Here is a 26307-nt window from a genome sequence, read left to right as displayed (position 1 = left end):
CCCGTCGTCGTTCAGCGGGACTCGTCGCCGTCGTAGTCCGGACGCGGCGGCTGCAGCGGCTGATCGGAGTACTCGCCGCCCGCGCGGCCGCCGAAGGGGCGCCCGTGGTCGGCGAACTCGTCGCGGGCGAACACCAGCGTCCACGGTCCCGCCGTGAAGTGCGCACCGGTGCGGAGCGTCTCGGAATCGTCACCGGGGTGCGTGGCGTCCGCTCCGGCGCTGGCGTTCATCTCGCCCTCGCCGTGCAGGGTCAGGACATACTCGTCGCGGTCGTCGTGCGTTATCGTGGCGTGCACGGGATCGGTGTCCGCCAGACGCAGTTCGTTGCCTTCGGCGGAGCCGACCCGGACCACGTCGGCCTCGAGCGCGAACTCGGTGCGCTCATCGTCGCGCGTGATGCGCAGCCGGGGGTTTCCCGCGCCCCACTCGGCGTGCGTGGTTCCGGGGGTGTACCCCTCGTCGGGGCGATCGTCGATGTGTCGTGCGTTCATGGAAATGCCCTCCTCGAGCTCGGGTGTTCGAGATTAGGGTGAGCGTGTTCGTTCTGCCGAGGGGGTTGACTTCGCGATGGCGGACCCGCATCCGCCATCGGTCTGAACAGAGGCAGAATACTGTCGCCGCGTGAGCGAGAATAGGATGAGCCGTCGTCTCGGCCAGACTGCGACCAAGGAGCACAGAATGGGCAAGTTCGTCTATGAAGGCGGAGTGAAGACCGAGATCGAGGACCGCGCTCTCACACACCTGCAGCTCGTCATCACCGCGAAGCTGCGCCGTGGCGAGCCGTTCCCGTTCAGCTGGCGTGAAGACGCGAGCGTCGGCGGCGGCCGCACGACGGTCTGGATCCAGCCGGGCAGCTCGCTGGTGTTCAAGTACTTCGGCAGCCGTCAGCCCTCCATCAACCGGGCGTGGATCGAGGCGCTCGCCTTCACCGCCAACGCGCCGAGCGGGCTGTACCTGGTTCCCGAACCCGCCGAGGCGGGCGTGGAACCCGGCACCGAAGAGGTCCCCGTCACGCCTCAGCTCTGACCCGCCGCACAGCTCCTCTCGCGGCGGCGCTCCTCCCGCCTCCCTGCACGGCTGTCAACCCCCTGCACTCGTGGCTGCCGATCCGGAAGAGTCGATCGGACACATCGAGACGAGGAGGATCGGCCATGACCGACGACACTTCCGACCCCCGGCACGCGCATCGCGAAGAAGGCTTCCCCGCGCAGCAGCAGGACCAGCCCGGGCTCACGGAGCTGACACGTCCCGACCCCGATCACGGCGAGGAGAGCTATGTCGGCCACGGCCGGCTGGCGGGGCGCCGAGCGCTCATCACCGGCGGGGACTCCGGCATCGGGCGAGCCGTCGCGATCGCCTTCGCGCGCGAGGGCGCCGATGTCGCGATCGCGCACATGCCGGAGGAGCAGGACGACGCGGAGGACACTCTGGCCCTGGTCCGTGAGGCCGGACGCACGGGGGTGAGCTTCGCCGGAGATCTGCGCGACGAGGCCTTCGCCACCGATATCGTCGCCCGCACACGGAGCGAGCTCGGCGGACTCGACACGCTCGTGCTCAACGCCGCGTACCAGCACGACATCGACGGCTTCGAGAACCTGGCGACCGACCGGATGCGGCGCGTGTTCGACACGAACCTCGTCGGTCTGCTGTTCTCCGCCCGCGCGGCGTACCCCGACCTCGAGCCCGGCGCGAGCATCATCGTGACGGCATCCGTCCAGGCGTTCAACCCGTCTCCGGGTCTCATCGACTACGCGATGACCAAGGCCGCGCAGGTGGCGTTCGTGAAGGCGCTCGCCGAGGAGGCAGGCCCCCGAGGCATCCGGGTGAACGCGGTCGCTCCCGGTCCGATCTGGACGCCGTTGATCCCCGCGACCGGCTGGGACGCGGAGAGGCTGGCGACCTTCGGGCAGGACACGCCCCTCGGACGCGCGGGTCAGCCGGCGGAGCTCGCCAGCGCCTACGTGTACCTCGCCTCGAACGAGTCCTCGTACACTTCCGGCTCGGTGATCGCGGTGACGGGCGGCAAGCCGCTCTGATCTGAGGGCGGCCGGCGGCGGGCGGCCACCTAAGCTTGTCTGGTGCAGAAGCCCGCCGCATCCGGCCCCCTCGTGGGCGTCGCACTCGTCATCGGCTCCTGCCTCTCGCTGCCCTTCGGCGCGGCCGTTGCGGCGCAGCTGTTCCCGGTGCTCGGGCCGTGGGGCGTGACCTCGCTGCGGGTCGCGATCGCCGCGATCCTGCTCGTCGTCATCGTGCGGCCGCGGCCCGGGAAGTGGACGCGCCCGCAGTGGCTCGCCGCGGTGCTCTTCGGCGTCTCGCTGGCCGCGATGAACGGCTTCTTCTACGCGGCGATCGACCGCATCCCGCTCGGCCCCGCTGTCGCGATCGAGTTCCTCGGGCCGCTCGTGCTCGCCGCGGTGCTGACTCGTCGTCTGGCGGATGCCGCCTGGGTCGGTGTCGCCCTCCTCGGCATGGTCGCCCTGGGCATCGACGGCCTCATCGGGGCCGAGCCGCTCGACCCGTTGGGGCTCGTCTTCATCCTCATCGCGGCCGGGTTCTGGGTGATGTACATCCGCATGAGCGCCCGTGTCGGCGCCCTCATCCCCGGCAGCAGTGGCCTGGCGATGGGGCTCGTGGTGGCGGCCGTGCTGCTGATCCCGGTCGGCATCCCGGCCGCATCGACGGTCGCGATGGATCCGCAGCTGCTGCTGCTCGCCGCCATCACCGCGGTGCTGTCGTCGGTCATCCCGTATAGCTTCGAGCTGGCCGCACTGCGCCGGCTGCCCCAGCGCGTGTTCGGCGTGCTGCTGAGCCTCGAGCCGGCGTTCGCGACACTGGCCGGCTGGCTGATCCTCGGACAGGACGCGACCCCGCTGCGGCTGCTGGCGGTCGCCCTCGTGATCGCCGCCAGCGTCGGCGCGACCCTCGGCGTGCGGAAGGACCGCCGCGACGGCGGTCCTTCCGGCCCCTTCACCGCCCCGATACCGCTGCCCGACTGACCGCCGGCGTCGGCAGCGGGAAGCGTCGGCGCAGGATGACGCGCTGCACGAGCGTCCACACGACTGTGACCGTGAGGTACAGCGCGGCGGCGAGCGGCACGAAGGCCGCGAACACCGCCGTCAGGTAGTGCAGCGACGACATCACGCGCAGCATCGTCGGGGAGTTCAGTGGCGAATCGTCGCCCTCGACCGGCGTCGGGCGGAACACCCGGCGGGTGACCTCGGCCACGGCGATCATGATGGCGAGCAGCACCCCGAAGACGAGGAACGTCGCCGGCGTGGCCTTGCCGCCGAACAGGGCCGAGACCAGGCTCGTGCCCAGCGGAGCACCGAACAGGTCGTGAGAGAGCAGCTCGTTCGGGTGTCCGGCGATCTCCGGCCGGAGGAACAGCGTGTAGAGGATGCCGACGACGGGGGCCTGCGCCAGCACCGGGAGCATCCCCGCGAACGGCGAGGTGTTCTCGGCCTTGTACAGCGCCATCATCTCCTTCTGCAGGCGCTCGGGGTTCTTCTTGTGGCGGCGCTGCAGCTCGCGCAGCTTCGGGGCGAGGCGCGCCCTGGTCTGCTCGGCCTTGGCCTGCGAGATGCCGACGGGGACGAGCAGCGCCCGCACCAGCAGGGTGACGAGCACGACCGCGAGGGCGGCGGCCGATGCTCCGGCGATCGGGGTCAGGAGGTCGGAGAGCCCTGTCAGCGCGCCGTAGGCGGCGTCGAGGAGGGCGGCGAGAGGGGGGAAGGCAAAGGGGTCCATGGAAGTGTCCGTTCGTGGCGTCGGGAAGGGTCGGCGAAAGCCGCGCGATCCCGTCGTGTGGACGGACTACGCGGCGGTCGCGACTCCCGGCGCCCGCGGGCGTGGATGCCCGGCGGCGTCAGGATCGCTCTGCGTGAGCAGGGTTCCGACATCGATGGCCCGCAGCGGATGCGGGGCGTCGGAGGTGGCCTCGGGGCGCACGCTCAGCACGATCGCGAGCGTCAGCGCCGTCACGGCGAGCAGTGCGATGGCGAGACCGAGGGCCGCGGCATCCGGCATCGAGACGAGTCCGAGCGCGGTCGCGACGAAGCTCAGCATCTGCCCGAACCACTTGCTCATGCGCACTCCCCTCTGCAGCCGAGGGTAGCACCGGGGACCGCGGGACCGGCCGTCACGGTCGACCGTCTCCCTCCGCTGCGGGCGTAACGTCGAAGCATGAGTGACCTTCGCGCCCTGCTCGGGATCGAGCATCCGATCATCCTCGGCCCGTTCGGCGGGCTCTCCTCGACCGCCCTCACCGCCGCGGTGAGCGACGCCGGCGGGCTCGGTTCGTTCGGCCTGTACGGCTACGACGGTGACCGCATCCGCGCGACCGGGGTCGAGCTGCGGGCGGCGACCGACCGGCCGTTCGCGGTGAACATCTGGATCCCCACGGGCGATGAGGTCGAGCCGAACCCGCAGCACACGATCTTCGCGCAGGCGCTACAGCCGTTCTACGAGGCGGTCGGTATCGAGGTGCCCGCCCGACCGGAGCGGTACAACCCGCCTCTGGAGGAGCAGCTCGAGGCGGTCTGGGAGATCGCGCCCGCGGTGCTCAGCGTGGTGTTCGGCGTGCCTTCCGCGTCTGTGGTCGAGGAGGCTCACCGCCGCGGCATCCGGCTCGTGGGGACCGCGACCACCGTGGCCGAGGCGGTCGCCCTCGCCGAGGCGGGCGTGGATGCCGTCGTCGCCACCGGAGCGGAGGCCGGGGGTCACCGGGTGTCGTTCCTGCGCCCGGCGGAGGAGTCGCTGGTCGGGACGTTCGTGCTGGTCCCGCAGGTCGTCGACGCGGTCGGAGTGCCCGTGATCGCGGCGGGTGGGATCGCCGACCGGCGTGGGGTGGCTGCGGCGTTCGCGCTGGGCGCCTCCGGCGTGCAGGTGGGGACGGCCTTCCTCGCCACCGCCGAGTCTGCAGCGAACGACGCCCACCGCGACGCGATCCGCTCCACCGCGGCCGACGAGACCGTGCTCACCCGGGCGATGAGCGGACGGCTGGCTCGCGGGGCGCGCAACCGCGTCGTGCGGGCGATCGAGGCGAGCGGCACGATCGCTCCGTTCCCGATGCAGAACTGGCTCACCGGGCGGTTCCGCACGGCGGCCGGACAGCAGAACCTGGGTGCGCTGCAGTCGCTGTGGATGGGGCAGGCCGCCCCGCTGGTCGAGTACGACACCGCCGCCGAGGTGTTCGCCGAGCTGGCGGCGGGGGTTCCGCGTATTGAACTTAGCCAGGTAGCTGGCTAAGCTGGCCAGATGACGAACCACAACGTGCTGGAAGCGCGCAACAGCCTTTCCCGGCTCATCGCCGACTCTCAGGCGGGCGAAGACGTCGTCATCACGAAGCGTGGGAAGCCGGTGGCGAAGCTCGTGCCGATCGGGCCGGTCGACCTGGTGCGTAGCGGACGGTTCCTCGTGGAGTGGATCGAACAGGACCCGCTGCCGCATCGCCTTTCTCGCTCCGCCGCTGACCTCGACGCCCAGATCGCGGAGAGCCGGGACTCCTGGGAATGATCTATCTCGATTCCTGCATCCTGATCTACGCAATCGAAGACGAGGGGCCCAGAGGAGTGGCCGTCCGGAACGCTCTCCGAGAGGTGGATGTGGCGGTGGCGTCGAGCCCTCTGGCGCTGCAGGAGTGCCTCGTCGGTCCGCTACGGGGACGCAACGCAGAGCTCCGTGACCGCTATCTCGCGATGTTCGAACGCCTCGAAGTGGCCGCTCTGGATGCGGCCGTCTTCGTCCGCTCGGCGGAGCTCCGGGCCGACTTCGGATTGAAGACCCCCGACGCCGTGCACCTCGCCGCAGCTCAGATCGCCGGTTGTACCGAGTTTTGGACGAATGACCGACGCCTCGCAGCGGCTTCCCACGGGCTTGCGGTCGATGTGCTCGGGAGCCGTGGCGACGGCCCCGTTGGGCCGATCTGACGCCGACCGCTAGAGGATGACCGTGGACTTGCCGTGCACGATCACGCGGTCCTCCGCATGCCACTGCACGGCGCGGGCGAGCACCAGGCGCTCCACATCGGCACCACGGCTCTGCAGCTGAGCCGCCGACTCGGAGTGGGTCACTCGCGTGACGTCCTGCTCGATGATCGGGCCCTCGTCGAGGTCGGCCGTCGCGTAGTGCGCTGTAGCGCCGATGAGCTTGACGCCGCGATCCTTGGCACGCGCATACGGGTTCGCGCCGATGAACGCGGGCAGGAACGAGTGGTGGATGTTGATCACCGGCACCTCGAGACGCGTGATGAAGTCGTCGGTGAGGATCTGCATGTAGCGGGCGAGCACGACCAGGTCGACGTTTCCGTGCAGCAGCTCGAGCTGACGCTCCTCCATGGCGGCCTTGTCGCCGGAGGGGATGTGCACGAACGGCACGCCGAACGAGCGCACCGACTGGGCCAGATCGGGGTGGTTGGAGACGACCATCGTGATGTCGATATCGAGCTGGCCGCGCTGCGTGCGCCACAGCAGTTCCATCAGGCAGTGGTCGTACTTGGAGACGAAGATCGCGACGCGCTTGCGGCGGGCCACATCGTGCAGTGACCATTCCATGCCGAAGCGCTCGGCGACGACGGCGATGTCGGCTTCGAGGGCCGGGCGCGCGGCGGAGAGACCGTCGAGGTGGATCACGGTGCGCTGGAAGAAGCGTCCGCCCTCGGAATCGGTGGAGTGCTGATCGAGCGAGATGATGTTCGCGCCGTGCTGGGCGAGCACACCGGCGACAGCGGCGACGATGCCGGGCTGGTCGTCGCAGGCGATCAGCAGGCGGGCGGTATCGGGCTGAGACATGGGGGCTCCTCGAGGGTGTGCATCGATTCTGCCGTGGATGCTGAGCGGGGGCGAATCGCGGGAGGCGACTCGCTACTCTGAGTCTCGTGGAAGCGAGTGACCTCGGCCTGGTGCTGATCCCCCTGCTGGCCGTTGCGGCGCCCCTGCTCGCCCGGGGCGTGCGCCCCGTGGTGCGGGTGCCGATCGTCGTGTTCGAGCTCGTGCTCGGCATCCTCGTCGGACCGGCGGTGCTCGGCTGGGTCGAGCCCGGCCCGCTGCTGGAGAAGCTCAGCGACTTCGGCCTGGCGCTGCTGTTCTTCGTCGCCGGCACCGAGATCGACTTCAAGATGGTGGCCGGAAAGCCGCTCGCACGGGCATCGGCCGGCTGGCTCCTCAGCGTGCTGCTGGGCATCGGCCTCGGCTTCTTCTTCGCTCCGGGCGAGGGGATGGTGGTCGTGGGCATCGCGCTCAGCTCCACGGCGCTGGGCACGCTGATGCCGATCCTGCGCGATGCCCGCGAGCTGGACACGCCTTTCGGGCGAGCGATCAGCACGATCGGGGCCGTCGGGGAGTTCCTGCCCCTGATCGCGATCTCGATCTTCCTGAGCACGCGGACCACGCCGATCGCCACAGCCGTGCTGCTGACCTTCGTGGTGCTGGCAGGCCTCGCGGTGCTGCTGGCGCATCGCGTGCCCCACGGCCGACTCCACCGCATCGTCCTCGCCACACTGCACACGTCCGACCAGTTCGGGGTGCGGTTCGTGATCCTCCTCATCGCGGCGCTCGTGGGGCTGAGCGTGATGCTCGACCTCGACATGCTGCTCGGTGCGTTCGTGGCCGGTGCGGTCTGGCGCATCATCATGACGCGCGCGCCGAAGGAGTCCGCCGAGCAGATCGAGAGCAAGATCGAGGCCATCGCCTTCGGCTTCCTGGTGCCGATCTTCTTCCTCTACACCGGTGTCACGTTCGACCTGCAAGCGCTGCTCACCTCACCCACCGCGCTGGCGCTGGTGCCGATCTTCCTGATCGCCCTGCTCGTGATCCGCGGTGCGGCGGCGCAGCTCTCGGCTCCCGCGGGGATGAGCGTCCGCGACCGGGCAGCGCTCGGGCTGCTGGCCGCCACCGGTCTGCCGATCATCGTCGCGGTCACCGCGATCGGTGTGGATCAGGACATGCTCGACACGGGCACAGCCGCCGCGCTGGTCGGGGCCGGCATGCTCTCGGTGCTGCTGTATCCGCTGATCGGGATGACGCTGCGCGGCGATCGCGCGGAGGTCGTCGGACCGGCACGCGCGGGCGAGGCTGTGCAGGGGGAACTGTGACCACCGCATCGGCGCTGCTGACCGCGGCTGTGGCCGATCTCGCCGGCGCCCCGAAAGAGGGGCTGGGCGAGCAGCGCGATTCGCGGTGGCGCGGGCGCCGCATCGTGCGCGTCGGCGAAGCCTGGCATCTCGGGGCGCTGCTGCTGACCGACACGCACGCGCTGGCCACCGCCGAAGTGCTGCGGGCTGCCGATCCCGGCCGCCGCGGCTACACGGCCGAGTCGGCTCGCGAGCGGGCCGAGCGTCGGGCCGAGGCGCTGCGTGGCGGGTTCGACGAGGGTGACGTCGTGCACGTGGGGTGGAGCGTGATCGACGTGGACGCCGTGGACGCCGGGGGCTCGTCCGGTCCGCTGGCCCTGGTCGACGGGGTGCCGTCGGTGCGCTGGAGCGCGGCCGGAGGCTTCATGCCGCTGGAGGCATACCTGCGGGAGCGAGTGGCTCTGCTACGCGACGGGGCAGCCGGCTGACTCAGGCGCGCTGACTCAGGCGGGCTGACTCAGGCGAACGTTTCGGCGAACCGGCGGAGGAGCGCCGCGCCCTCGGTGACGGATGCCGCGAGCACCTGCTGCTGCACCGCGTCGAACTCGTCGGGGTCGAAGTAGCCGGTGGTGCGGTAGAACGTCATCCGGTCGGCGAAGTCGCGGGGAGTGGGCTCGGGGTGGAACTGTGCCGCGTACAGATGCGTGCCCACGCGGTAGGCCTGCACCGGGCATGCGTCGTTGGTCGCGAGCAGCACGGCGCCGGGCGGGGAGTGCGCCGCGCTCTCCTTGTGTGCCGTGAAGACCGTGAGAGCGGGCCCGCTGGGGCCGAACACCGGGTCGGCTGCACCCTCGGGCGTGACGTCGATGACCGTGGCGCTCGCGGGCTCCGGGGTGTCGGTGACGACCTCTCCGCCGAGCATGCGGGTCACGACGCCGATGCTGAAGCACGTGAAGAACACGGCGACTTCGGACGCGACGGCCGCATCGGCCAGGGTGCGCAGGTCGGCCTCGACGCGCAGCTGCTCCGGGGACTTCACGGTGTCGGAGACGTTGTACGGCGAACCGCCGACGACGATGCCCCGATAGGCCCGCGCGCGCTCGAGGTCGAGCGGCGTCTGCAGCAGGTCGAGCCGGTCGACCACGTCGGCGCCGAGCGCCCGCCGGAACGAGGCGTGCTCAGCATCCGCCGCCCCGAGCTCGGGACGCACGCAGACGTAGAGGAGCGAGGCCATCAGGAGATTCTAACGAGCGCGACGACCGTCGCCGGTCACCGGGAGGAGTTCGCCGTGCGGCCGCGGACGATGCCGACGAACGTCTCGACGTCGGGCGTGGTGCGCTCGCGCGGCCAGACGAGGGCGACGGTCGAGGTCGGTCCTTCAGCCAGGATGCGGTGGTCGGCATCCTTGCGGTGATGCATGCGAGCGAGTGACATCGGGACGACCACGATGCCGACTCCCGATGCCGCGGTCGCGATCGCCTCGTGGGTCGGCAGGGCGGCGAAGCCCGCCGGCGTGGTGCCGGGGAGGTCGAGCGGTCCGAGCACGTCGTCGGTCAGGCCGATCACGACCTCGCCCTCCAGGTCGGCGGACGTGAGCTCCTCGACCGCCATCAGGTGCGAGTCGGCGGCGGCCACGACCACCGGGACCTCGTCGTACAGGGGGATGATGTGCAGCGAGTCGTCCGTGAGCGGCAGTCGCACCAGCGCCGCATCCAGCTGGTCGAGGGCGGCGCGCTGCGTGGCCGCCTCGATCGGGACGAGCTCGAGCGGCACGCGCGGCATCCGCTGCTTCCACGCATCGATCCACTTGCCCGGAGTCGCACCGGGCACCGCGCCCAATCGGAAGGTGCGCGGTGCCTCGGGCTCGGACTGCGGGGCGTCGAAGACGACCTTGGCCGTCTTCTTCTTGGGCTTCTGCGGGGGGAACCGCTCGGCGGGGGCGGCCTTGTTGCGCCGTACGGGCGTGCCGCGGCCTGCGCCCTTCGCGGGCCGTCTTCCCTGATTCGCCATGCGGACAAGGCTACTCGGCGAAGGGCGCGGCCACTTCCTGCTGCGGGTGGGATGCGGCCGCCAGCTTGCGCTGTGCACGGCGGATGAGGCCGGCGGCCCCGCCGACGAGCAGCAGCACACCGGCGGTGAGCAGGACGATCGCGGTGATCGTCGTGGGCGTCATGGTCATCAGTGCGTCCGCGATCGTCTCCCGTCGGGAAGGGTCGGCGAGCTGGCCGAGCGCGAGGGCCGCGATGGTCGCGAACAGCAGTCCCCAGATGATGGCGGCCCAGCGGGTGCGCGGCGCGGTGGTCGGTTCGGTGGTCGTGGGAGTGCTCATCACTGGTCTTCTTTCTTCGGCTCGACGACGGTGATGGAGATCTCGCCGCTGTTCTGATCGATGGTGACGGGCTGGATGGTGGTCGTCGACACGTTCTCCGCAGAGATGTTCTCGGCGACGACCGACTCCCCGTCGCGCCGCGTGCCCGCCCAGGTGCCGGAATCGATGACGTTGTAGTACTCCGCGTCGACGCGGGTCCAGGTGATGTCCGCCGTGTCGACGGTCGCACGCAGCTGCAGCTGGACACCCTGATCGACGTAGATGTTGGTCGCGCCGGAGCCCTTCTCGATCACGATCGGCCGGGGCGCGTCGTCATGCTGATTCAGAGTCACGTTGAGCTCGCCGAACGGCTGCCGGATGTGCTCCGCACGGTAGTTCGTGACCGACGCCCAGCCGAGGCTGAAGCCCTGCAGGGTGGAGAACCCCCCGACGACGAGCCCGCTCACCAGCGTGAGCACGGTGATGAAGGCCAGGAAGCCGCTGCGTCGACGGAAAGCCCCGGCGACGATCATCCCGAGCGCCAGGATGAGGGCGGCGGCGAGCAGTCCGAGCGCGGTGCCGACCACGTCGCCACCCGCGACGAGGCCGACTGCCGCCCCCGTGATGATCGCGAGACCGAGGATGGTCGCGGCGAATGCGAAGCCCGCGCGCGGGTTCGATGCGCGGCGGATGCGCCGACGCTCGGCTGCCTCGGAGGCGAAGACGGCGGCCTCGGCCTGGCGCTCGCGGCGCAGCTGATCGCGGGCGGCGCGCTCGATGTCCTGCTGCTGGCGTCGCCATGCCTGGTCCTGTTCCTTCCAGGCGGCGTGCTGGCCGCGCCAGGCCTCGAGGGCGGCGGGGTCCTGCGAGCCGGGAGGCAGGGGGGCGGGAGGCGCCGGTGGGATCGCCGCGGTCGCTGCCGGGTCGAGCGGCGGGAGGTCGGATGCCCCGACCTCGGCCGAGATGGCGGAGTCCGCAACCACGGTGTCCGCATCCGCCGGAGCGTACGCGCCGTACGGGAGTGTGGCGTCCGTCGCCTCGGCGGTACCCGAACCACCGAGGGCGACGGACGCGGCCGGGGCCGCCGGATCTGCGGAAGCCATCGGCAGATCCGGCGCGGAAGCACCCGGGGTGCGGCTCGCAGCACGCACGATGAGGATGAGCAGGACGGCGACGAGGACGAGGCCGATGATCCAGCTCATGAGAGACAGGGCCGACCAGCCGTCGTAGCCGAGTCCGAAGAGGCGGCCGGCGAGCGGAGCGGTCGGGAACAGGCCGATGACGGCCATCGCGAGGATGCCCCACTGCACCGGCTGGTAGTCGCGGCGGAGCAGATCGCGGACGTGCACGCGTCCGTCGACATCCGGCAGCAGCGCCCAGGCTGCGGCGTACAGGAAGATGACCGGCAGGCCGAAGAGGGCCGCGACCACGAGGACGCCGCGGACGATCAGGGGATCGATGCGCAGGCGGGCGGCGATGCCCGCCGAGACACCGCCCAGCCATCCCTCGGACCGGGCGACGCCGAGACCGGCGACCCAGAGGAGGAATCGCTCGGCTCCGCGAGGGCTGCCGGTGCCCGGTGTGCCGGTGGCCGGAGCGGCGTGGTCGGCGGGGGGCGGTGGCGCAGTCGGAATCGTCATGCTTCGATCCTGGCGGCAGCCGCGTACTGCCTGCCATGGGGGGAACCCCTGAGCGACCCCTGATTCTGCGCCGGGGAGGACCCGGAGCGGGCACGCGGATGATTGGATTGCCACATGTCCTCTTCGGCGCACGCTCCTGCGCGACCTCCGCGCGCGGCTGCTCCGCCGCGCCCGCCGCTGAGCCGCGACCGCGACTGCCTGGTGGCCGGCGTGAGCGCCGGTCTCGCCAGTCACCTCGGCGTGCGCGTGGGGCTGGTGCGGGCGCTGTTCATCGCGCTGACACTGTGCGGTGGCGCCGGCATCCTGCTCTATGCCTGGTGCTGGGTCTTCATGCCGTGGGCCGAGGGCGACAGTGCACCGACGAGGCGGATGCCGGTGGCCTGGCTGCTGCTCGCTCCTGCCGCGGTCGGGATGCTCGTCGTCCTGGTCTGGCGCGGGGGCAGCGACTGGCTGAGCGGGTCGATCCCCCCGGATCTCGCCGCGGTCGTGGTGGGCGGCGCGACGGCGTTCGCGACCGGTGCCGGGCTGTGGGCCACCCTCGTCGACCGTACCGACACGGCTCGTGGGCCGCGGCACACGATGACCGTGCGGGTCGTCGCGATCCTGCTGCTGGCGCTGCTGTTCACGGTGCTGCTCTCCTGGCCCGTCGCCCGGTCGGGGGTGGCGCTGGTGCTCCTCCCGCTCGCCGGGCTCGCCGCCGTGGTCGCGTCGGCCCTGATCCCACGCTGGCGCGAACTCTCCGGTGAGCGGGTCCGCCGCATCCGCGAGGAGCAGCGCAGCCAGATGGCCGCGCACCTGCACGATTCGGTGCTGCAGACGCTCGCGCTGATCCAGAACAGGGCCGGTGCCTCCAGTGAGGCCGCGCGTCTCGCCAGAGCGCAGGAGCGCGAGCTGCGGGCGTGGCTGTACGACGGTGACGCCCCGGCCGACAGCGACCTGCCGACGGATCTGCGTGACTACGCCGGAGCGCTCGAACTCGACTACCCGGTGCGCATCGACGTGGTCTCGGCCGGCCTCTCCGCCGAGCGTGCGAGTGGCGAGCTCGCGGCGGCGGCCAGAGAGGCGATCCTGAACGCGGCCCGTCACGCCGGTGGCGAGATCTCGGTGTACATCGAGGGCAGCGCGACGGGCGTCGACGTGTTCATCCGCGACCGCGGTGCCGGGTTCTCCCTCGACGACGTGCCCAGCGACCGCCTCGGGGTGCGGGAGTCGATCATCGGCCGGATGCGTCGCGCCGGCGGCTCTGGCGGGGTCCGCAGCGACGAGAACGGCACCGAGGTGCATCTGAGCATCACGTCCCGGGAGGAGAACCGTGGCTGACAGCATCCGCGTCGTGATCGTCGACGACCACTCGATCTTCCGCTCCGGTCTGCGGGCCGACCTCGATGCCAGTGTCGATGTGGTCGGGGAAGCGGCCGACGTGCCGTCCGCCATCGCGGTGATCGGAGCGACGCAACCCGATGTCGTGCTGCTCGACGTGCACCTGCCGGGCGGCCCCGGCGACGACGCGGCCGGGGGAGAGTCCGTGATCCGCGGCTCGGCGCCGACGACGGCCCGATTCCTCGCGCTGAGCGTGTCGGATGCGGCGGCCGATGTCGTGCGGGTGATCCGTGCCGGCGCGCGCGGCTACATCACCAAGGGGTCGTCCGGCACCGAGGTCAGCAAGGCCGTGCACGCCGTGGCCGACGGCGATGCGGTGTTCTCACCGCGGCTCGCCGGCTTCGTGCTCGACGCGTTCGGGGCCGTCGCGGGAGAGACTGCGACCGCGACCGATGAGCTCGACCGGCTCTCGGCGCGCGAGCAGGAGGTCATGCGCCTGATCGCGCGCGGCTACGCCTACAAGGAGGTCGCGTCGGAGCTGTTCATCTCGATCAAGACGGTCGAGACGCACGTGTCGTCCGTGCTGCGCAAGCTGCAGCTCTCGTCGCGGCATGAACTCACCGTGTGGGCGTCGGAGCGGCGACTGCTGTAGTCGCTCCACCCGACCCGCTCAGGTCGAGCGCGGCGTCAGGCCGCGAGCCAGAGGCCCTTCTGATCCGTCGCGATGGTGAGTCCGGCGGCGACCGTCTCGTCGTCGCCGATCCTGGCGCCGCGGACGATGCGCGCTCCGGCGCCAACGTCGGTGCGGACACCCACGTACGCGTGGTCGCCGATCGCGGCTCCCTGGCCGATGTGCGCGTGCGCGTCGACGAAAGCTCCCTCGCCGACCACGGCGTCTTCGTCGATCCAGGCACCGCGGGCGATGGTCGCCCCGGCGCCGACGCGCGCGCCCGGTTCGATATAGGCACCCGCCTCGATGTGCGCCTTCGGATGCACCTTCGCGCCATGCGCGACGAGACCTCGACCGTTCGCGTGCTTGCGGTACCGCAGCGTCGCGCCCTGGTCGTTCTCGATGTCGACGTAGTTCTTACCCACGATTCCTCCCGTGCTCCGGAGTTCTCCGGATATATCAACAACCACGGCACGGGCGGATTCATTCCCGCGGATGGATGTAGGGAGCGCGGTGCGTTTCGGTTCGCTAGTCGACGCGGGTCGCCGCGGAACCGATCGTCTTCGCGAGATCCGCAGCGCGGCTCCACATCGGCCAATGCCCGGTCGGGAGATCGATGACCTCGAGATCGTCGAGGGCATCGACCTCGGCGAACATGGGATGCCCGGCGCGAGCGAGTTCCAGAAGCTGAGCGCTGGGGATGGAGCAGCAGACCAGGGTGGTGGGCACTCGGCGGCGCGCCTCGTTCGTGAGTTCCACGGGCTGCCGGAGCACCGGCCCGGGCTCGGGGGCGGCTCGGGCGCGGAAACGCTCGAGTACGTCGGGGCTCAGACCTTCGAGGCTGGCCTGTTCTCCGAGGATCTCGAAGGGCGGCAAGGGCAGCTCTGCCACCGTGTCGGGGAGGTCGGGCGCGAAGACGCTTCCCGCTGCGACGGGGCCGGAGTCGACCCAGATGATCCGGCGGACGCGCTCGGGATGCCGGTCGAGGACGATGCTGAGCGGAGCGTTGGCCCCGCTGTGGCCCACGAGCACCACGGGCCGCTCCGCCGAGGCGTCGGCGCGGGCCATGGCCTCTTCGATCGCCGCGGCCTGATCGTCGAGGGTCCGGGACGATCGCTCGGGATCGTGAGGGTCGAGGCCGGGGAGCGTCATCGCGATGGCGTTCTGCCCGTCGGTCGTCAGCCCTTCCTGCACCTCGTCCCAGGCCCATGCGCCGAGCCAGTGACCCGCGATCAGGATGATGGTCGGATTCTGTGTTTCTGTCGTCATAACCTGATGCTGGCACCGCCTCCGGACAGGTGTATGGCACTATTTCTGTCATGAATTCATCGCGGTGGGGACAGTGAAGCGGGCAGAGCGACTCCATGCTCTGACGGAGATGCTGCGCCGCAACGGCACCCGCGGATGTACGGCGGATCGGCTCGCCGCCGAGTTCGAGGTGTCCGTCCGCACCGTGAAGCGCGACCTCGCCGCGCTGGCGAGCAGCGGTGCGGCGGTGTGGTCGCGCCCGGGACCCGGTGGTGGCTACGGGTTGGCGTCGAGCGCCTCCCTGCCGCCCATCAGCCTGTCGCCGGCCCAGGCCGTGGCGCTCCTCGCAGCTGTCTCGGCGGCGCGCGATGCCCCCTACGCCGACCTGGCATCGGCCGGGGTGCAGAAGATCATGGACGTGCTCGATCCCCGCACACGGGAGAGGGCCGCCGACCTGGGGCGTCGAGTGTGGGTCGACGGATCGCCCCCGTCCTCCCGCGCCGTCCGGTCGGTCCTCGAGGAGGCGATGGCCGAGCAGCGGACGATCCGGATCCGCTACACCTCCCTCGCCGGTGCCACGACCGCGCGTGAGATCGAGCCCGTGATGTTCGCCTCCACGAACGGCCGGTGGTACCTGGTCGGATGGTGTCTGCTGCGCGACGCGATGCGCTGGTTCGTCGTGTCGCGAATCGAGCAGGCTCGCATGACGAACACCGCCTGCAGCGGTCATACCGTGCAGGAGGTCGGGGCCCCGCCGGTGAACGCTCGGCCGGTGCATGTCGGCGGTTGAACGACTCGCGCCGTTCCTGCCCGATGCTCAGTGCTGGCAGACCGGACACCAGAACGTGACGCGCTCGCGGGTCGGGTCGGCGCCCTGCTCGCCACGCCGGATGAGGGTTCCGCAGCGGCGGCACGGGCGCCCGGCGCGGCCGTAGACCCAGGTGCCCTGGCCCGGACGGTCGATGCCCGTGAAGGTGCGGTTGCGGCGGTCGCGGTTGACCCGGATGGTGCGCACACCGAGGTCGAGGAGGGCGGCCACATCCACCTCGGGAGTCGGCCGTGTCGGCAGGATTCCGCGCAGGAACAGGAGTTCTGCGGCGTATTCGTTGCCGAACCCTGCGACGTTGCGCTGATCGAGGAGGGCGACGTGGATGCTGCGGGTGTCGGCTCCGAGTCGTCGGAGGGCTTCAGCCGCATCCCAGTCGTGCGCGAGCGGATCGGGGCCCAGGTAGCCGACGAGCTGGTCCTCGTCACGAGTGGGCACGACCTCGACCTCGGCGATGTCGACCCCGACGGCATCACGCTCGGAGGTGCCGACGATCGCACGTACCTTGAAGGCCGGATGCCGCCATCTCTCGCCCTGGCGGTACACGAACCACGCGCCGTCCATGCGCAGATGCGAATGCAGCGTGCTGTCGCCGATGCGCATCAGCAGATGCTTGCCGCGGGGAACGACGCCGTGCACGGGCTGCCCGGTCAGGTCGAGCGTCGCGAATCGGGGGACGCGGAGGTCGAAGCGGGTGACCTCCGCGCCGGCGATGGCCTCGTCGAGGCGCCGCGCGGTGCGGAAGACGGTGTCGCCCTCGGGCATCAGGAAGCTCCCGGCCTGGTCCCGAGATGCGGGGGCGGCGGAAGCGGTGACGATACGGCGTTCGGTGCGGGCGGCGGAGGTGTCATCGTCGTTCCGGAGGCCGACGCCGCCGTGGTGCTCGTGCGGGCGAGCATGTCGCGGGCGAGCATCGTGCTGCCGGCGACGGCGACCGGCATGATCGCGACCGCGCCGCCGGGGATCAGGAAGCAGAGTTGTGTGGCGACGCCGAAGCCGAGCACCCGTGCGCGGCTGCCCGAGAACAGCGCGGCGCGATCGAGGGGGCTCAGGTCGCGCGCATCGAAGGCGCGGCCGGTGAGCTCGCGCGCCAGCAGTCGGCCGGTCAGGACGACGCCGGCGACAGCGCCCAGGAAGCCGCCGACGCCCGGGATGAGGCCGATGAGAAGCACGGAGAGGGCGATGAGGATGCCGAGGAGGACCAGTCGCAGTCCCTCGCCGAGCGTGGTCCAGAAGCTGCCGCCGTCGGCGGGCGGGGGCGAGCCGAGGTCGACCTCGACCGCGTGCCAGATGCGCTGATAGAAGGGGTCGCCGATGGTCAGGGTCAGCGCGCTGAAGACCACGCTCGCGAGAGCCAGGGCGGCGGCGACGACGACAAGGCTCACGGCGGCGCGCAGCAGACCGCGCCACGGCTCGATCCATCCGTCGGCGAACGGGGTGAGCCACGTGGACAGCGACGGCATGCCGATCACCAGCGGCACGAACAGGGCGGCGAGCACGATGACGGCGATGATCGCCGGGATCAGGCCCAGCACCATGAGGCCCGGTCGCGTGCGCCAGAGCCCGAATCCGCGCAGCAGAGTGCGGATGCCGGCGGCAAACTCTCGGATCATGGCTTCCAGCGTAGGTGGGTCAGTAGTGGTAGCGGGCCTGCAGGATGATGACCTGATGGTCGTTGGTGGTGTAGACCAGTCGGTTCGTCTCATCGATGCGCCGAGACCAGGCTCCGGCCAGAGCGTACTTCAGCGGTTCCAGCTTGCCGATCCCCTCGAAGGGGTCGTCGCGCAGGACGTCGGTCAGGAGGAGGTTGATCCGCTTCAGAGTCCGACGATCCTCGGTCTGCCAATGGAGATAGTCCTCCCACCCCTGCGACGTCCAGACCAGTACTCGCGAGGTCATGCCTCGTCGAGTGGATGTTCTGCGACATCGCCCGCCTGTGCGGCGGCGAGAGCGACGAGCAGCCGGTTCGCATTCGCGGGGGAGCGCAGAAGGTGGCTGGTCTCGATCAGGGAGTCGTATTCGGACTTCGACATGAGGACGGCGGCGCCTCGGCGGGAGACGATCTCGATCTCGGAATGATCGAGGTTGACGCGCTCGATCAGGCCGAAGAGGTCGCGGCGCGCTTCGCTCGTGGTGATGGCCATGTGCATCCCTTCTGGTACCACTTATGGTACCACTCTGGATGGTTCAGACGACCTTGCGGAGGGTGTAGCCCCGCGGGGTGGCCACGAAGCCCGCCTCCTGCAGGGCGAGTGCGAGGTCGGTGCCGTAGACGCCTTCGCCGTTGATCTTCTCGACGGTCAGGGTGTCGAGTCGGCGGGCGCGTGCGGTGGCCGCGAGATCGGATGCGGCGGCGCGGAGCACTTCGCCGTCATCACTGAACGACAGCACGGTGCGGCCGCCGCGTTCGAGGGAGAGCACGAGGACGCCGTCGACCAGCACGACCAGGCCGCCCGCCTTGCGCCCCGGGCGATGCGAGACCCCGTCGAGCTTGGGCCAGCCGAGGGCCGCGCCATAGGGGTTCGCGGGATCGGTGGCCGCGAGGGTCACGGCCTTGCGCGGCGGCGGGTCGGCCAGCCCCGCGTAGGTGCGCAGGCGATCGACCGTGCCCGAGGCGGCGAACTGTGCGGCGCCGAGCTTCTCGATCACATAACCGCGACGGCAGTGGCCCGCCTCTTCGAAACCGGCGAGCACGCGATAGGCCTGGGCGAAGCCACCGGGAACGCCCTCGGCCTGCACGGCTCCGCGCGTGACCACGCCGTAGCGGTCGAGCAGGAGGCCCGCGGTGACGGTGGCGCGGCGGGCGGCATCCGTCTCGAGCGCTGGCAGCAGGGACCAGCGCCCGCCGATCGACGTCGGCCGAGGCGCAGGGGAACCCGTGAAGGACACCCCACGGTAGGTGCGAGCGCGGGGAGCCCGGCGCTTGACCTTGTGCGCCTGCGAACCGCCGGCGAGGAGTGAGCGGATGGGGCCGAACGTGTCGTTCGTGACGTAGCCCGACCACGTCAGCGACCACAGCGCCTCGAGCACGGACTGCTCGTTCTCGGCCGCCGCCATGTCTTTCAGCTGCGCCGCGAAGTACGCGCCGCCGACGTCGAGCGCGATGAGGATCCGAGACTCCAACGAGTCGGAAGCGATCTCGGCGTCGCGCTCCGGCAGCGTGAACGGCGCAAGGTCGACCGGATGCAGCGACACCCAGCCGTCGCGCCCCGGGAGGGTGCCGTGACCGGACCAGATGACCTCGCCCGCCGCCGTGAGCTCGTCGAGCATCGCAGGGGAGTAGTCGCGCACACGAGAGGGGAGGACCAGCGATTCCCACGCGCTCGCGGGGATCGGCACGCCGGCGAACTGCTCGATCACGCTCAGCACACCGTCGACGCCCTCCAGCGGTCGGCCCACGTGCTGCCAGTCGGGCAGGAAGCGGGCATACGCCTCGGGGGAGACCGGCTCCACCGACCCGCGGATGGCCGCGAGCGAACGCATCCGCAGGCGTCGCAGCACCTCGCTGTCGCACCACTCGATCGCGTCGCCGCTGCCGGCGGCCTCGGGCAGGAAGTAGCCGCTCGTGAGTCGGCCGGCGTTCTCCAGCCGCTGCAGGGTGTGGCGGGCCACCGCGGCTCCGAGTCCGAACCGGGTGGCGACGGCATCCGTCGTGAAGGGGCCGTGCGTGCGGGCGTGCCGGGCGACGAGGTCTCCCAGCGGGTCGGCCAGCGGTTCGAGGAACGCCACCGGGATGCCCGTGGGGAGCGCGACCCCGAGCGCATCGCGCAGTCGGCCCGCGTCTTCGATCGCGGCCACCCGGCTCGCGCCGCCGATCGTCACCGGAATCGCGCGCCGGGCGGTGATCAGGTCGTTGAGCAGTGCGGCGGCGGTCGCGCTGTCGACGGACTCGGCCTCCGCCTCGAGCACACTCGCGGGGTCGAGACGAGCCGCGACCTCTTCCGCATCGAGCGGTCCGAGCATCCGCAGCAGGTCAGCGACGCCCTCGAGACCGCGGGCACGGCGGTCCGGATCGAGTCGCTGCGCCTCCCGCTCGAACTGTGCGATCACCTCGGGGTCGAGCAGCTCGCGGAGCTCGACGGTTCCCAGCAACTCACCGAGAAGCGCGGGGTCGACCGAGAGCGCGGCGGCGCGGCGCTCGGCGAGCGGCGAGTCGCCCTCGTACATGAAGGCGCCCACGTATCCGAACAGCAGGTCGCGGGCATACGGCGAGGGCTGACCGGGCTCGGTCTCGACCAGGCGGATCCGGCGATCGGCGATCGAGGTCGCGAGCTTGCGCAGGGAGGGCAGATCGTAGACGTCTTGCAGCACCTCGCGCAGCGTCTCGAGGATCACCGGGAAGGTCGGATGCCGCCGCGCCACTTCGAGCAGCTGCGCCGACCGCTGCCGCTGCTGCCAGAGCGGCGTGCGCTTGTTCGGATTCATGCGGGGCATGAGCAGCGCCCTGGCCGCGCACTCGCGGAACCGCGAGGCGAACAGCGCGGAGCCGCCCACCTCCTCGGTGACCAGGTGCTCCAGCTCGTCGGGCTCGAACACGAACAGCTCGGCTCCGGGCGGCTCGGCTTCGGCATCGGGGATGCGCACGATGATGCCGTCGTCGCTCGCGACCGCCGATCCTTCGACACCGAGGCGCTCGCGCACCCGGGCGTTGATGGCCAGCGCCCACGGCGCGTGCACCTTCATGCCGTACGGGGAATGCAGGATGACCCGCCAGTCGCCCACCTCATCGCGGCCGCGCTCCACGGTGAGCGTGCGGTCGGTGGGGAGCGTGCCCGTCGCCTCGCGCTGCTCGGTCAGGTGCGCCATCAGGTTCGCCCGCGCCTGCTCGTCGAGCCCCGCGTCGATCAGTCGCTGCGCCGCCTTCTCGGGGGTCGCCGCCGACACCTCGCGGGAGAACGCGCCCAGCGCCTCACCGAGCTCGAAGGGGCGACCGATGCCGTCGCCGTGCCAGAACGGCACCTTGCCGGGCTGCCCGTACGCGGGGATCACGTTCACACGGTCGTGGGTGATCTCGGCGATGCGCCAGCTGGTGGTGCCGAGCGTGAACACGTCGCCCACGCGCGACTCGTAGACCATCTCCTCGTCGAGCTCGCCCACGCGGGCACCGGTGCTCTCGCCCGCGACGAACACCCCGAACAGGCCGCGGTCGGGGATGGTCCCGCCGCTGGTCACGGCGATGCGCTGTGCGCCCGGACGCCCGGTGAGGGTTCCCGCGTCGCGGTCCCACACGAGCCGCGGCCGCAGTTCGGCGAACTCGTCGGAGGGGAAGCGCCCGGCCAGCAGGTCGAGCGTCGCTTCGTACGCTGAGCGGGGCAGCGACTGGAACGGCGCGGAACGGCGGACCGTCTCGAACCACTCCTCGACGCTGATGGCTCCGAGCGCGCTCGCGGCGACCGTCTGCTGCGCGAGGATGTCGAGCGGATTGCGCGGCACCTGGATCGCCTCGATCTTGCCCGCCAGCATCCGCTCGGTGACGATCGCGGTGTGCAGCACGTCACCGCGGTGCTTCGGGAAGAGGGCGGCACGGCTGATCTCGCCCACCTGGTGCCCGGCGCGGCCGACGCGCTGCAGCCCGGAGGCTGCAGACGGCGGGGCCTCGACCTGGATCACCAGGTCGACCGCGCCCATGTCGATGCCGAGTTCGAGACTGCTCGTCGCGACGACACAGCGCAGCACGCCGGACTTGAGTTCTTCTTCGACCTGGGCGCGCTGCTCCTTCGACACCGAGCCGTGGTGCGCCTTGGCGAGCACGGGATCGGCGCCCGCGGTCGCCCCGGCCTGCGCCATCATCGCGGCGGGCACCGTCGCGGCCGGAAGCTCGACCCCGATCCGCTCGGAGTAGATCTCGTTCAGACGGCCGGTGAGGCGCTCGGCGAGCCGACGGGAGTTGGCGAACACGATCGTGGAGTTGTTCTGCAGGATGCGGTCGACGATCGCCTCTTCGACGTGCGGCCAGACCGACCCGGTGACCTCGCTGTACTCGGCATCCGCTGCGTCCCCCGGCACCCCTGGCGGCGGGGGCGGGTTGGTCATGTCGTCCATCGGGACGACCACCCCGAGCTCGAAGGTCTTCGATGCCGGAGGTGCGACGATCTCGACCGGTGCCGAACCGCCGAGGAATCGCGCCACCTCGTCGATCGGGCGGACCGTGGCCGACAGGCCGATCCGCTGTGCGGGGGTCTCGATGCCGTTGAGTCGGCGCAGCGCGTCGAGGCGCTCCAGGCTCACGGCGAGATGCGCTCCGCGCTTGGTGGCGGCGACCGCGTGCACCTCGTCGATGATCACGGTGTGCACTCCGCGCAGGGTCTCGCCCGCGCGGCTCGTGAGCATGAGGTACAGCGACTCGGGAGTGGTGATGAGGATATCGGGCGGATCGGAGACCAGTTTGCGGCGGTCGCTCGACGTCGTATCACCGGAGCGCACACCGACCGTCACCGCGGGGGCGGGCACTCCGAGCCGCCGGGCCGACTGTCCGATGCCGATGAGCGGGGACCGCAGGTTGCGCTCGACGTCGACGCCGAGGGCCTTCAGCGGGGAGATGTAGAGGATGCGGGTGCGCGGCTCGCCCTTGGCCGGTGGGGCAGTCTCGGTCATGCGCTCGCGGAACACGCTGTCGATCGCCCAGAGGAACGCCGACAGTGTCTTGCCGGAACCGGTCGGAGCCACCACGAGCGCGTGCTTGCCCGCGGAGATCGCGTCCCACGCACCCGCCTGCGCGGGAGTGGGCGCGGGGAAAGCCCCCCGGAACCAGTCCTGGGTGGCGGGGGTGAAGCGTTCGAGCACGTCGCTCATCCCTCCATCTTCGTCGAGGCCGGGGACATCGGGGTCGCCACACCCGCACGACGACGCCACGCCGGCACGAGCGGACGGGGGGATCCGATCGTGCAGGCGTGATCGCGTCGTGCAGGTGCGCCGCGCGTCACGACCCCAGCGAGACCTCCTGCAGAGCCCCCTCGCCGTCGATCTCGAGCGTCAGATCGAGGTCGAGTCGGCGCAGGAACGCGTCGTCATGGCTGACGACGAGCACCGCTCCCCGATAGGAGCGCAGCGCCTCGACCAGTTGATCGACCGTGTCGACGTCGAGGTTGTTGGTCGGCTCGTCGAGCACCACGAGGTGCGGTGCGGGATCGGCGAGCAGCAGCTTCGCCAGCGCCACCCGGAAGCGCTCGCCGCCGGAGAGGGCGGACACCGGGCGCTCCGCCGTCGCGCCGCGGATCAGGAACCGGGCGAGCCGGTTGCGCAGCTCCTTCTCGGGAACCTGGGGCGCCGCGGCCGCGATGTTCTCGAACACCGATCGCTCCTCGTCGAGGCCGTCGACCCGCTGCGGCAGGTAGCCGATCACGTCGGTGTGGGCCTCGATGTGCAGGGTCGGCCGCTCGTTACTCCCCAATTCTTCGGCTGAATCGGCCGAAGAGCCCTGTTCCGGGCCGTCGGCCGTCGTTTCTGAGGAGTTGTGAACACCACCCGCGACCAACCGCTCCAGCAGGGTCGTCTTGCCGGCGCCGTTCCGGCCGATCAGGGCCACACGCTCCGGACCCTGGATCACCCAGGCTCGCTCCTCGTCTCCGATCGTCGCGATCCGGCGGTTCCGGGACACCTGCGGATCGGGCAGCTCGATCTTCATCGACGAGTCCGAGCGCACGCGGCGCCCGGCCTCCTCGCGAGCGTTGTGTGCGGCCTCCTCCTTGGCGCCGACCTCGGTGCGGAGCCGGCCCGCCGACACCTCGGCTGCCATCTTGCGGCCGTGCGCGATGATCTTCGGGACCCGCTTCTCGATCTCGGCCTTCTTCGCCACGCGGGAGCGGGTGGCGAGCTTGAGCTCGGCCTCGATCCGCTGGCGCTTCTCCTTGCGGAGCACCTGCGCGGCGGTGACCTCGGCCTGCTTTGCGGCATTCTGCTCGGCATCCAGCCAGGCACGCCATTCGGAGTACGGTCCGCCGAACACGCTCAGCGTCTGGGCGTAGAGCTCGGCGGTGTCGTCCATCAGCTCCAGCAGCGACAGGTCGTGGCTGACGACGATGAGCGTGCCCTTCCAGGCGCGCACCATCGCCGCGAGCTTCGCCCTGGCGTCACGGTCGAGGTTGTTGGTCGGCTCGTCGAGGAGTGTGATCGGCGCGCGACGCAGGCGGATGCCGGCGATCGCGACGAGCACGGCCTCGCCGCCGGACAGTTCTCCGACCCTGCGGTCGAGGAACTCCGGCGCGAGGCCGGCTTCGGCGAGCGATGCCTCGGCCCGTGCCTCGATGTCCCAGTCGTCGCCGACCGCGTCGAAGTGGGCCGGGTCGACATCGCCGGAGCTGATCGCCCGCACGGCGTCGAGCGCCCCCGAGACGCCGAGCAGTTCGGCGACGCGGCGGTCGACGTCGAGGGTCAGCTGCTGGGGGAGGTACGCGACCTCACCGGATGCCGTGACGATGCCCGAGGTCGGTTCGAGCTCGCCGGCCATCAGCCGCAGCAGCGTCGATTTGCCGGCGCCGTTGCGGCCGACGAGGCCGGTGCGTCCGGAGCCGAAGGCCCCGGACACGCCGTCGAGCGCGACCGACCCGTCGGGCCAGGTGAAGGTGAGTCGGTCGAGGACGACCGACGCGTGAAGAGTGGTGGGGGTTGACATGAGTGTCTCCTGTCGAGTGCGAGGGTGCACTGACACCGAGCCCCGGCCGGGCGTGAACACGTCACGGATGCGGAGGGGTGGGTCTGCCGTGGAGTCGGCGATCGTCGGGTCAGCGCGCGGAAAGAGGAGCGCGGAGGCGACGGATCAGATCAAAGGACTTCCAGACACGGCGGACAGGACTCCCCGACGATACCCGGGCGTGTCGGAGTTTCGCAACCCCGGGCGTGTCGCGGAGTGGTCGCGTAGCTCAGCTCTTCGCGATCCCGTCGATCCACTTCGTGAGGAAGCGGTGCACGTCGGTCAGCTCTTCTTGGGAGATGCTGTGCGTGAGCCCGGTGTACACCCGGCCGGACAGATCGGAGTGGCCGGGCAGCCACTGCGCGGTGTGATCGACCAGCTCGGGCGGGATGACGTCGTCGTGCGTGCCGCGCCCCCAGAAGACCGGCGGGCGCAGCTCGGCCAGTGCCTCATCGTGCGGCAGTTCGCCGGATGCCACGTAGCCGCTGAGCGCCGCGACCGCCCCGAAGCGCTCCGGGGCGAGTCGGAGAGCCTGCAGCGACACCGCCGCGCCCTGCGAGAAGCCGAGCAGTGCGACCGAGGGGGCATCTTCTACCGCGGCGTCGAGCCAGCGCAGGAACGCCTCGGCGGCGACCGTGACCGCCTCGGGGCTGCGTCCGTCGAGTCCCTCGATCGCGTACCAGGACCGCCCCGGCATCGGCCACGGCGGCGCGAGGGGAGCGGCCACGGAGGCGACGGCGATGCCCTCGGGGAGGTACGGGACGAGTCCGAACAGGTCGTGCTCATCCGCCCCGTAGCCGTGCAGCAGTACCAGCAGCGGCATCCGTGCGCGGTCGGAGGTCGACCAGCGGGTCGCGGTGTCGTCGATCGTCAGGTTCTCGCTCACACCGTCATCCTGCCAGGGACGACCGACGTGCACGCGGTGTCGGTCGGGGGAGGCGGCTGGTAGAAAGGACACATGGCGGTCCGCACACCTGATCCCGATCCGGAGCCCGAAGACGATGGTCTCGGCGCGTTCCCGGACGCGAACCCGCCGGCGCCCGACGGCAACCCCGGCTGGTTGAGTGAGTTCGAACTCGAAGAGGCGCGGCGCCGACTGCCGATGCTCTACGTCGAAGCGATCCCGGTGCGCACCGACGGCTCCGGGCAGGTCATCGAGATCGGCATCCTCCTGCGGTCCACGCCGATGGGGGAGATGACCCGCACCATCGTGTCGGGTCGGGTGCGCTTCGGCGAGACCATCCGCGACGCCCTGTTCCGGCACGTCGAGAACGATCTCGGGCCGATGGCGTTCCCGATCATGCCGCCGCAGCCGCTGCCGTTCACGGTGGCCGAATACTTCCCGATGCCCGGTGTGAGCGCGTTCCACGACGACCGGCAGCACGCCGTGTCGCTGGCGTTCGTCGTGCCGGTCACCGGCACGTGCGAGCCGCGTCAGGATGCCCTCGAGGTCACCTGGTTCTCGCCGGAGGCCGCGGGGTCGGATGCGGTCGCCGCCGAGATGGAGAACGGTCGAGGCACCCTCATCCGTCAGGCACTCGCCTACCTCGGCCTGCTCCGCTAGCTGGCTCCGCACCCTGCACTCCCTCCGGTCGCCC

General features: G+C 70.8%; 29 protein-coding genes. 12 read left to right on the top strand and 17 right to left on the bottom strand.

Annotation, left to right across the window (positions count from 1 at the left end; genetic code table 11):
- Nucleotides 1-11: 11 nt before the first annotated feature.
- A complete protein-coding gene (locus tag CQ034_RS07340) occupies nucleotides 12-491 on the bottom strand; it encodes a hypothetical protein (protein WP_029261356.1) in 480 nt (159 codons plus the stop codon).
- A gap of 187 nt (nucleotides 492-678) precedes the next feature.
- Between CQ034_RS07340 and CQ034_RS07335 the strand changes: the two genes are divergently transcribed.
- The 3 genes from CQ034_RS07335 to CQ034_RS07325 all read left to right on the top strand — a co-directional run bounded on the left by CQ034_RS07335 (nucleotide 679) and on the right by CQ034_RS07325 (nucleotide 2996).
- Nucleotides 679-1026: an ATP-dependent DNA ligase gene (locus tag CQ034_RS07335; protein ID WP_105710515.1), complete on the top strand. Its 348-nt coding sequence runs from the start codon at nucleotides 679-681 to the stop codon at nucleotides 1024-1026.
- Between the two features lie 125 nt (nucleotides 1027-1151).
- Entirely contained in the window at nucleotides 1152-2036 is an 885-nt protein-coding gene (locus tag CQ034_RS07330; RefSeq protein ID WP_105710514.1) for an SDR family oxidoreductase, read from the top strand.
- A gap of 42 nt (nucleotides 2037-2078) precedes the next feature.
- Nucleotides 2079-2996 (top strand): DMT family transporter, encoded by a 918-nt coding sequence (locus tag CQ034_RS07325; RefSeq protein WP_105710513.1) that lies wholly within the window; start codon nucleotides 2079-2081, stop codon nucleotides 2994-2996.
- Here CQ034_RS07325 and CQ034_RS07320 read toward each other — a convergent pair.
- On the bottom strand, nucleotides 2968-3747 hold the full coding sequence (locus CQ034_RS07320) for a membrane protein insertase YidC (protein ID WP_105710512.1): 780 nt from the start codon (nucleotides 3745-3747) through the stop codon (nucleotides 2968-2970). The two genes, CQ034_RS07325 and CQ034_RS07320, sit on opposite strands and share 29 nt — an antisense overlap.
- A gap of 66 nt (nucleotides 3748-3813) precedes the next feature.
- Complete coding sequence (locus CQ034_RS07315; RefSeq protein ID WP_105710511.1) at nucleotides 3814-4086, bottom strand: DUF6412 domain-containing protein; 273 nt, start codon at nucleotides 4084-4086, stop codon at nucleotides 3814-3816.
- 96 nt (nucleotides 4087-4182) lie between these two features.
- On the opposite strand from CQ034_RS07315, the gene CQ034_RS07310 reads away from it, so the two are divergent.
- From CQ034_RS07310 to CQ034_RS07300, 3 genes are read left to right on the top strand one after another with little or no spacing between them, the layout of a single operon-like run.
- Nucleotides 4183-5247 carry a nitronate monooxygenase family protein gene (locus tag CQ034_RS07310; RefSeq protein WP_105710510.1) on the top strand — a complete coding sequence of 355 codons (1065 nt, stop codon included), beginning with the start codon at nucleotides 4183-4185 and terminating at the stop codon, nucleotides 5245-5247.
- Nucleotides 5248-5256: 9 nt separating this feature from the next.
- The gene (locus CQ034_RS07305) at nucleotides 5257-5514 is read left to right on the top strand and encodes a type II toxin-antitoxin system Phd/YefM family antitoxin (protein ID WP_105710509.1); all 258 of its coding nucleotides are present in this window, start codon (nucleotides 5257-5259) and stop codon (nucleotides 5512-5514) included.
- Nucleotides 5511-5927 (top strand): type II toxin-antitoxin system VapC family toxin, encoded by a 417-nt coding sequence (locus CQ034_RS07300; protein ID WP_105710508.1) that lies wholly within the window; start codon nucleotides 5511-5513, stop codon nucleotides 5925-5927. The genes CQ034_RS07305 and CQ034_RS07300 overlap by 4 nt, the downstream gene beginning before the upstream one ends.
- 9 nt (nucleotides 5928-5936) lie before the next feature.
- Here CQ034_RS07300 and purU read toward each other — a convergent pair whose 3' ends face one another.
- The gene (purU, locus tag CQ034_RS07295) at nucleotides 5937-6788 is read right to left on the bottom strand and encodes a formyltetrahydrofolate deformylase (RefSeq protein ID WP_029261363.1); all 852 of its coding nucleotides are present in this window, start codon (nucleotides 6786-6788) and stop codon (nucleotides 5937-5939) included.
- An 86-nt stretch (nucleotides 6789-6874) separates the two neighbouring features.
- On the opposite strand from purU, the gene CQ034_RS07290 reads away from it, so the two are divergent.
- Nucleotides 6875-8089, top strand: coding sequence for a cation:proton antiporter (locus CQ034_RS07290; RefSeq protein ID WP_036303154.1), 1215 nt, complete (start codon nucleotides 6875-6877; stop codon nucleotides 8087-8089).
- On the top strand, nucleotides 8086-8556 hold the full coding sequence (locus CQ034_RS07285) for a glutaminase (RefSeq protein WP_105710507.1): 471 nt from the start codon (nucleotides 8086-8088) through the stop codon (nucleotides 8554-8556). The genes CQ034_RS07290 and CQ034_RS07285 overlap by 4 nt, the downstream gene beginning before the upstream one ends.
- 29 nt (nucleotides 8557-8585) lie before the next feature.
- Here CQ034_RS07285 and CQ034_RS07280 read toward each other — a convergent pair whose 3' ends face one another.
- From CQ034_RS07280 to CQ034_RS07265, 4 genes are read right to left on the bottom strand one after another with little or no spacing between them, the layout of a single operon-like run.
- Nucleotides 8586-9302 (bottom strand): GMP synthase, encoded by a 717-nt coding sequence (locus tag CQ034_RS07280; RefSeq protein WP_105710506.1) that lies wholly within the window; start codon nucleotides 9300-9302, stop codon nucleotides 8586-8588.
- 35 nt (nucleotides 9303-9337) lie between these two features.
- On the bottom strand, nucleotides 9338-10078 hold the full coding sequence (locus CQ034_RS07275; RefSeq protein WP_105710505.1) for a substrate-binding domain-containing protein: 741 nt from the start codon (nucleotides 10076-10078) through the stop codon (nucleotides 9338-9340).
- A 10-nt stretch (nucleotides 10079-10088) separates the two neighbouring features.
- Nucleotides 10089-10397: a hypothetical protein gene (locus CQ034_RS07270; protein WP_105710504.1), complete on the bottom strand. Its 309-nt coding sequence runs from the start codon at nucleotides 10395-10397 to the stop codon at nucleotides 10089-10091.
- Entirely contained in the window at nucleotides 10397-12016 is a 1620-nt protein-coding gene (locus CQ034_RS07265) for a PspC domain-containing protein (protein WP_105710503.1), read from the bottom strand. The genes CQ034_RS07270 and CQ034_RS07265 overlap by 1 nt, the downstream gene beginning before the upstream one ends.
- Before the next feature lie 114 nt (nucleotides 12017-12130).
- Between CQ034_RS07265 and CQ034_RS07260 the strand changes: the two genes are divergently transcribed.
- Together CQ034_RS07260 and CQ034_RS07255 are read left to right on the top strand one after the other, a co-directional pair.
- Nucleotides 12131-13336, top strand: coding sequence for an ATP-binding protein (locus tag CQ034_RS07260; RefSeq protein ID WP_105710502.1), 1206 nt, complete (start codon nucleotides 12131-12133; stop codon nucleotides 13334-13336).
- On the top strand, nucleotides 13329-13988 hold the full coding sequence (locus tag CQ034_RS07255) for a response regulator transcription factor (protein WP_105710501.1): 660 nt from the start codon (nucleotides 13329-13331) through the stop codon (nucleotides 13986-13988). The genes CQ034_RS07260 and CQ034_RS07255 overlap by 8 nt, the downstream gene beginning before the upstream one ends.
- A gap of 35 nt (nucleotides 13989-14023) precedes the next feature.
- Here the strand turns inward: CQ034_RS07255 and CQ034_RS07250 are convergent, their stop codons facing one another.
- A complete protein-coding gene (locus CQ034_RS07250) occupies nucleotides 14024-14431 on the bottom strand; it encodes a DapH/DapD/GlmU-related protein (RefSeq protein WP_029261372.1) in 408 nt (135 codons plus the stop codon).
- Nucleotides 14432-14534: 103 nt separating this feature from the next.
- Nucleotides 14535-15275: an alpha/beta fold hydrolase gene (locus CQ034_RS07245; protein WP_105710500.1), complete on the bottom strand. Its 741-nt coding sequence runs from the start codon at nucleotides 15273-15275 to the stop codon at nucleotides 14535-14537.
- Between the two features lie 73 nt (nucleotides 15276-15348).
- Here CQ034_RS07245 and CQ034_RS07240 point away from each other — a divergent pair, with 73 nt between their 5' ends.
- Nucleotides 15349-16044: a YafY family protein gene (locus CQ034_RS07240; RefSeq protein WP_105710499.1), complete on the top strand. Its 696-nt coding sequence runs from the start codon at nucleotides 15349-15351 to the stop codon at nucleotides 16042-16044.
- Nucleotides 16045-16071: 27 nt separating this feature from the next.
- Here CQ034_RS07240 and CQ034_RS07235 read toward each other — a convergent pair whose 3' ends face one another.
- From CQ034_RS07235 to CQ034_RS07205, 7 genes are all read right to left on the bottom strand, one after another.
- Entirely contained in the window at nucleotides 16072-16845 is a 774-nt protein-coding gene (locus CQ034_RS07235; protein ID WP_105710498.1) for a DNA-formamidopyrimidine glycosylase family protein, read from the bottom strand.
- The gene (locus CQ034_RS07230) at nucleotides 16845-17693 is read right to left on the bottom strand and encodes an EI24 domain-containing protein (RefSeq protein WP_105710497.1); all 849 of its coding nucleotides are present in this window, start codon (nucleotides 17691-17693) and stop codon (nucleotides 16845-16847) included. The genes CQ034_RS07235 and CQ034_RS07230 overlap by 1 nt, the downstream gene beginning before the upstream one ends.
- Nucleotides 17694-17712: 19 nt before the next feature.
- Complete coding sequence (locus CQ034_RS07225; RefSeq protein ID WP_105710496.1) at nucleotides 17713-17979, bottom strand: Txe/YoeB family addiction module toxin; 267 nt, start codon at nucleotides 17977-17979, stop codon at nucleotides 17713-17715.
- On the bottom strand, nucleotides 17976-18224 hold the full coding sequence (locus CQ034_RS07220; protein ID WP_091029280.1) for a type II toxin-antitoxin system Phd/YefM family antitoxin: 249 nt from the start codon (nucleotides 18222-18224) through the stop codon (nucleotides 17976-17978). The genes CQ034_RS07225 and CQ034_RS07220 overlap by 4 nt, the downstream gene beginning before the upstream one ends.
- 43 nt (nucleotides 18225-18267) lie before the next feature.
- Complete coding sequence (locus tag CQ034_RS07215; protein WP_105710495.1) at nucleotides 18268-22872, bottom strand: ATP-dependent helicase; 4605 nt, start codon at nucleotides 22870-22872, stop codon at nucleotides 18268-18270.
- 127 nt (nucleotides 22873-22999) lie between these two features.
- On the bottom strand, nucleotides 23000-24691 hold the full coding sequence (locus CQ034_RS07210; RefSeq protein ID WP_105710494.1) for an ABC-F family ATP-binding cassette domain-containing protein: 1692 nt from the start codon (nucleotides 24689-24691) through the stop codon (nucleotides 23000-23002).
- 247 nt (nucleotides 24692-24938) lie between these two features.
- On the bottom strand, nucleotides 24939-25595 hold the full coding sequence (locus tag CQ034_RS07205; protein WP_258134119.1) for an alpha/beta hydrolase: 657 nt from the start codon (nucleotides 25593-25595) through the stop codon (nucleotides 24939-24941).
- 72 nt (nucleotides 25596-25667) lie between these two features.
- Here CQ034_RS07205 and CQ034_RS07200 point away from each other — a divergent pair, with 72 nt between their 5' ends.
- Nucleotides 25668-26273, top strand: coding sequence for an NUDIX hydrolase family protein (locus CQ034_RS07200; protein WP_105710493.1), 606 nt, complete (start codon nucleotides 25668-25670; stop codon nucleotides 26271-26273).
- The last annotated feature ends 34 nt before the right edge of the window (nucleotides 26274-26307 follow it).

The sequence above is a fragment of the Microbacterium sp. MYb45 genome (assembly GCF_002979655.1).
Lineage (GTDB): Bacteria > Actinomycetota > Actinomycetes > Actinomycetales > Microbacteriaceae > Microbacterium.
This window is presented reverse-complemented; position numbering and strand designations above follow the sequence as displayed.